This window comes from Bacillus salipaludis, from assembly GCF_004358205.1.
This window is the reverse complement of sequence record NZ_SMYO01000068.1, coordinates 1-4,488: the sequence shown is the minus strand read 5'-3', so window position 1 is coordinate 4,488 and position 4,488 is coordinate 1. Positions and strand designations below refer to the sequence as shown.

7 protein-coding genes are annotated in these 4,488 nt (G+C 35.2%); 2 read left to right on the top strand and 5 right to left on the bottom strand.

The features are described 5' to 3' along the window. Window positions 1–291: 291 nt before the first annotated feature. The gene (locus E2K98_RS30200; protein WP_133340661.1) at window positions 292–651 is read right to left on the bottom strand and encodes a winged helix-turn-helix transcriptional regulator; all 360 of its coding nucleotides are present in this window, start codon (window positions 649–651) and stop codon (window positions 292–294) included. Window positions 652–813: 162 nt separating this feature from the next. Between E2K98_RS30200 and E2K98_RS30195 the strand changes: the two genes are divergently transcribed. Beyond that, complete coding sequence (locus E2K98_RS30195; RefSeq protein ID WP_133340659.1) at window positions 814–1,560, top strand: NADPH-dependent F420 reductase; 747 nt, start codon at window positions 814–816, stop codon at window positions 1,558–1,560. A gap of 201 nt (window positions 1,561–1,761) precedes the next feature. Here the strand turns inward: E2K98_RS30195 and E2K98_RS32180 are convergent, their stop codons facing one another. Then, the gene (locus E2K98_RS32180) at window positions 1,762–1,884 is read right to left on the bottom strand and encodes a hypothetical protein (RefSeq protein ID WP_268884154.1); all 123 of its coding nucleotides are present in this window, start codon (window positions 1,882–1,884) and stop codon (window positions 1,762–1,764) included. Between the two features lie 22 nt (window positions 1,885–1,906). Next, window positions 1,907–2,335: a hypothetical protein gene (locus E2K98_RS30190; protein WP_372512752.1), complete on the bottom strand. Its 429-nt coding sequence runs from the start codon at window positions 2,333–2,335 to the stop codon at window positions 1,907–1,909. 186 nt (window positions 2,336–2,521) lie between these two features. Between E2K98_RS30190 and E2K98_RS31395 the strand changes: the two genes are divergently transcribed. Then, window positions 2,522–2,671 (top strand): hypothetical protein, encoded by a 150-nt coding sequence (locus tag E2K98_RS31395; protein WP_165976442.1) that lies wholly within the window; start codon window positions 2,522–2,524, stop codon window positions 2,669–2,671. A gap of 191 nt (window positions 2,672–2,862) precedes the next feature. Here the strand turns inward: E2K98_RS31395 and E2K98_RS30185 are convergent, their stop codons facing one another. Then, window positions 2,863–3,696: a permease prefix domain 1-containing protein gene (locus E2K98_RS30185; protein WP_133340657.1), complete on the bottom strand. Its 834-nt coding sequence runs from the start codon at window positions 3,694–3,696 to the stop codon at window positions 2,863–2,865. Next, window positions 3,683–4,033 carry a PadR family transcriptional regulator gene (locus tag E2K98_RS30180; protein ID WP_133340655.1) on the bottom strand — a complete coding sequence of 117 codons (351 nt, stop codon included), beginning with the start codon at window positions 4,031–4,033 and terminating at the stop codon, window positions 3,683–3,685. Before E2K98_RS30180 ends, E2K98_RS30185 begins: the two co-directional genes overlap by 14 nt. Window positions 4,034–4,488: the final 455 nt, after the last annotated feature.

The window sequence follows — 4,488 nt, the reverse complement described above, 5'->3', positions numbered from 1 at the left end:
ATTTTAAGTATTAAGTTAATGTTTATTTTTGGTAAGTATTCCAACCGGTGATTTTTTATATTAAATTGACCAAACCTTCCACTAATCAGCCCTTTAGCTTAATAAGTCCTAATAAAAAAAGCGTTAATCCTTCTTGGATTAACGCACCCGTTACTTTAAGTACATTTCTTCACAAACTTTTATCGTAAAAGAAAAAGCTGCCGTTAAAACGATTTCTCCTCCCACAACTTTCACTTTATTCACCATTTAATTTTTGGATTTTTGGGAAAACGAAAGATGTGTTCGCTTTGGTTAGTCTACTTGCTCCCCAAACTTCTTGCCGACCTTTTCCATCAAATCAATAATAGGAATGAATTCTTTCCCTTTTGAGGTTAATGAATACTCTACACGAGGAGGAACTTCTGGATAAACTTTGCGATTAATTAAGCCATCGTCTTCTAGTTCTCGAAGTTGCTTTGTAAGAGAACCTTGTGAAATATCCCATAAAAAAGCTTTGATTTCACTATAACGACGCTCTTTAGACTTTAAAAACCAAAGAATGAGATATTTCCAACGTCCAGAGAGTATGTTTTGGGTATAGGCAATGCCATATACTTCTCTTTGTTCCTTTATACACTCTTTGTCAAATCCATCCTTACATATTCTAGACACTCTTACACCTGCTTTCTACTGTTAAGTACAAAAAAATGTACTACGTCAATTTTTATTGCCTACTTCAAAAATATGAGAAATGATTTTATTCTAGTATATGTAACAGAAATACTCAATAGCAGAATAATTCTTTGATATATAAATTCTTTAGGAGGAATAATAATGAGATTTGGAATAATAGGTGCAGGACCAATTGGGTCAATTATTTCTAAAAAATTGGTTAAGAATGGACATGATGTCAAAATTGCGGATGCAAGAGGAATTGAACGTTTAGAAGGAAAAGAGCTTGCTGGAACACCCGTGCATGTAGAAGATGCAATTAAAAATATTGAAGTTCTTATAATATCTCTCCCTATAAAAGCACTGCCAAGCATTCGGAACATTATCAATCAAGTCGGGGAGGAAGTAATCATTGTAGATACTTCAAATTATTATCCGTATAGAGACGATAAAATTGAAGAAATTGAGAACGGGATGGTTGAAAGTGTTTGGGTTTCAAATCAATTAGGTAGACCTATCATTAAAGCTTTCAACAATTTATTAGCCTATACTTTAGAAAATGAAGGAACCTCCGAAGGTACTAGTGGACGAATTGCCATAGCGATTGCTGGTAATGAACTATCAAAAAAACAATTAGTCATGGACGTAGTAAACGAGATAGGCTTCGACGCAGTAGATAGTGGTTCTTTAAGTGACTCTTGGAGACAGCAGCCAGGAACTCCTGCTTACTGCACAGAGCTAACAAAAGATGAACTAATGATAGCGTTGAAAAAGGCAAATAAAGAAAAAGCACCATTACTACGGAATAAGGTGATGGAAAGGTTCGGAGAGCTCCTTGCAGAAAAAAAAGAAGTTGAATTTTCACATAAGGATATTGTGAATTTAAACAGAGAAATATACAATTCATAAAACAAGTGGTGCACTCAGTTAGAGTGTACCTTTATGTATATCCATATATATCCTCATAAAGTTTCGAAGGAATATGTTCGCCTCTTTTCTTTTTACCGCCAAACAATCCAGAATATTATTGATATTCTAGGAGCATACAAAAAGCCTTTCAAGTCCGAACTCAATTACTTTCAAAAACTGAAATCTAAATATGATTGTGTTTTAAATCCCTCTTCCATTAACCTGCCCCGTTAGCACAATAAGAAAAGCCACCAAAATGGCAGCTTGATCTTCAACTCTTGCACCCGTTAGTGAACAAGCTCGATTCAAATAAGGTGCTACCAATTAAAGGCAACACCTCTTCCTGTTACTTATGCTCGTATTCTAAAACTTCAACCTTAAAGCCATGACTACATCCAATTTTAGGACTATCACAAGATGGAGATACTCTTACTTTAACCTTGTCATATGTCGCATCAGGGGGCATAGCACTGTTGTCAGGAACTTTAATTCTTAAGGAAATATCATAAGAATGATTGTTGTTATAAACAATACCCAAAATCCTCTGTTGTTCCCAACCAAAACTAGATTCTTCTTTTCCTCCATACTCTTTTATTACCCTTTTATCAATAGCTGGAAATATAATATCCCGAATAATATCTTCTGGTGTAACATACCAGTCCTCTGCATACGGTTTAATTTCCTTTGGTTCTGGTGGTTTAGCATGAGCTAAGTTATCTGTGGCAAACATTAAAAAAATAGTAAAGAAAACCGTTATTTTCTTCAAGATGCTCACTCCCATATTTTTGAAGTTAGAGTTTGCATCTTCAATTAATATTATCCACAACAACCAACCGCATCTCCAAACCAAGCTATTTCTCTTGTTGAAATGAGACAATAATAACTAATTTAATGTTCAACTAATCTGCCCCGTTAGCCATCCATGCAGCGCAAAATCAGCGCTGCACCAAAGAGAATGAAAATGGCTAAGACCGTCTATACTGTTTTAATGCTGGCGAAGAAGGTCTTTGAACTATGGTGCCTTTTGAGCCCATCCGTTAGTCTGACTCCAACGACCACGGTGTACCACCGACTGTCACACCCATTAGGGGTAGCACTCATGGGAGATTAATCCTTTTTCTGGTTGTTGCGCCAGCTTTAACTGATTTCATTTTAAGTAGAAAGGTTTCACAAGTCGATTTACCAGCCAATCTTATATACGATCCTTCAAGAGGCTCAGCCTTTTTTTAAAAACTGGTTTTTCTAGGTCTATTTTTTCATGCCCTTTTTCAGTTTTTATTTTCATGGGAGTTCAAGAAGAAATCAAAGAATTGTTTTAGATTGAACCCTTTTTCCGATTACAATATAAACCAAGTAACCGATCACATTTAGGAAAGCAAAAACAAGAACCCAACCAACATTTAATCGTCTTTGATGATAAGCATTAATTGTTGCCCAAATCGTAAATAATGCTGCATAAACCGCGACACCTACAAATAAAACTAAAGTCATAATAGTGTCAATATATCTTACTTCCATATTAACATACCATTCTGAATCTCCATTTCCATATGGATAAAGGTCAAAAGCCCAATCAGGAGCCCATATTTTTCTTTCAAACTGGTAATTTGGTTTTGCATTTTCTACATATTCAAATATAGAATTGTAACTTTTTGCCTCTAACTTAACATCTTGCACATTATAAATTTGGACTTTTGAAATTTGGTCTGTACCTTTTACCAATGTCTCTATTTCCTTTTTCATATCTTCAGAAACGTTATCTTTATTATGTAACAGATTGAATATTTTTGTTGCGACAATAGAGTTTTCGTGAGAATTTTGTTCTCCCGCTACCCACATAACCCCAAATACAGTCGAAGAAATAACAAGGAATGCGATGGCTAAATAAAGTACCCATTTTGCAAATACCTTTTGTGCTTTAAACAATTGACTAACGATGGATCTCATTTCTTGTTCTCCACCGAATCGCTCAATAGCAAGTTCAATGGCTTCTTGCTCCGTTTTCCCTTCTGATTTCAAATCATGAACAGCTTCCAACAGATGACCATTCATTTCCTCTTTTAATTCTTGAATTTCTTTTTCGTTACCACCAACACCTTGATAAACCGAATCTACAAATGCTTCAATTTGTTTCATACTTTTCTCCCCCTTCCAAAAACGAATCAATAATGTTTTTAACAAATCTCCACTCCAGACGCTTTTCTTCTAACCCTTCTTTTCCTAAAGACGTGAGTTTATAATATTTTCTTCTTCCTCCTGGTCCTTGTTCATCACCCCAGTAAGAAGAAATCCACTCATTTTTTTCCAATCGCTTTAAAGACAAATAAAGCGTACCTTCTTTTAATTCAAACTGATTATTGCTTTTTTCTCGAACATATTTCGCTAACTCATATCCATACATTTCCCTGTTGTTCAATAACGAGAGAATTAACGTATCAATATGACCTTTTAAAACCTCTTTATTTACTTCCAATTTTGTCCACCTCCTATCATTAATTGTAAATTACAATACTATATAATACAAGGTATTAATTTTAAAAAATTTCCAGATTCTTCTTCAACTAAACTGCCCCTTTAGCCACCCATGCAGCAGGGCTGCACCACAAAGAATGAAAATGGATAGGAAGTGCCAATACTGATACTGACCTTAATCCAGTCAATCCAATCTATAGGCTTGCTAATTTAACACTCTCCTCTTTTTTTTAACGATTGAGCAAGGTCTTCTTAAGTATTGTCACTTTTCTATTCTTGAAGAAACTTATTTTCATGGTAGTTGAACAACAAGAAAGTAGGGAAACCTCTCTCGAGGCTTCCCCCTTATCAAACCGTACGTGCCCTATTAAGGCATACGGCTTACCAAATGTTACAATGTTTATCAAGAGGATGCATTCCAGGCATTTTGCATCTTTTGTAAGCGATGAGGGGTAA

Coding starts and splice junctions, on each gene's coding strand:
- E2K98_RS30185 (WP_133340657.1), bottom strand. CDS start 3,696: ATGAAACAAATTGAAGCATTTGTAGATTCGGTTTATCAAGGTGTTGGT.
- E2K98_RS31395 (WP_165976442.1), top strand. CDS start 2,522: ATGGCTAAGACCGTCTATACTGTTTTAATGCTGGCGAAGAAGGTCTTT.
- E2K98_RS30195 (WP_133340659.1), top strand. CDS start 814: ATGAGATTTGGAATAATAGGTGCAGGACCAATTGGGTCAATTATTTCT.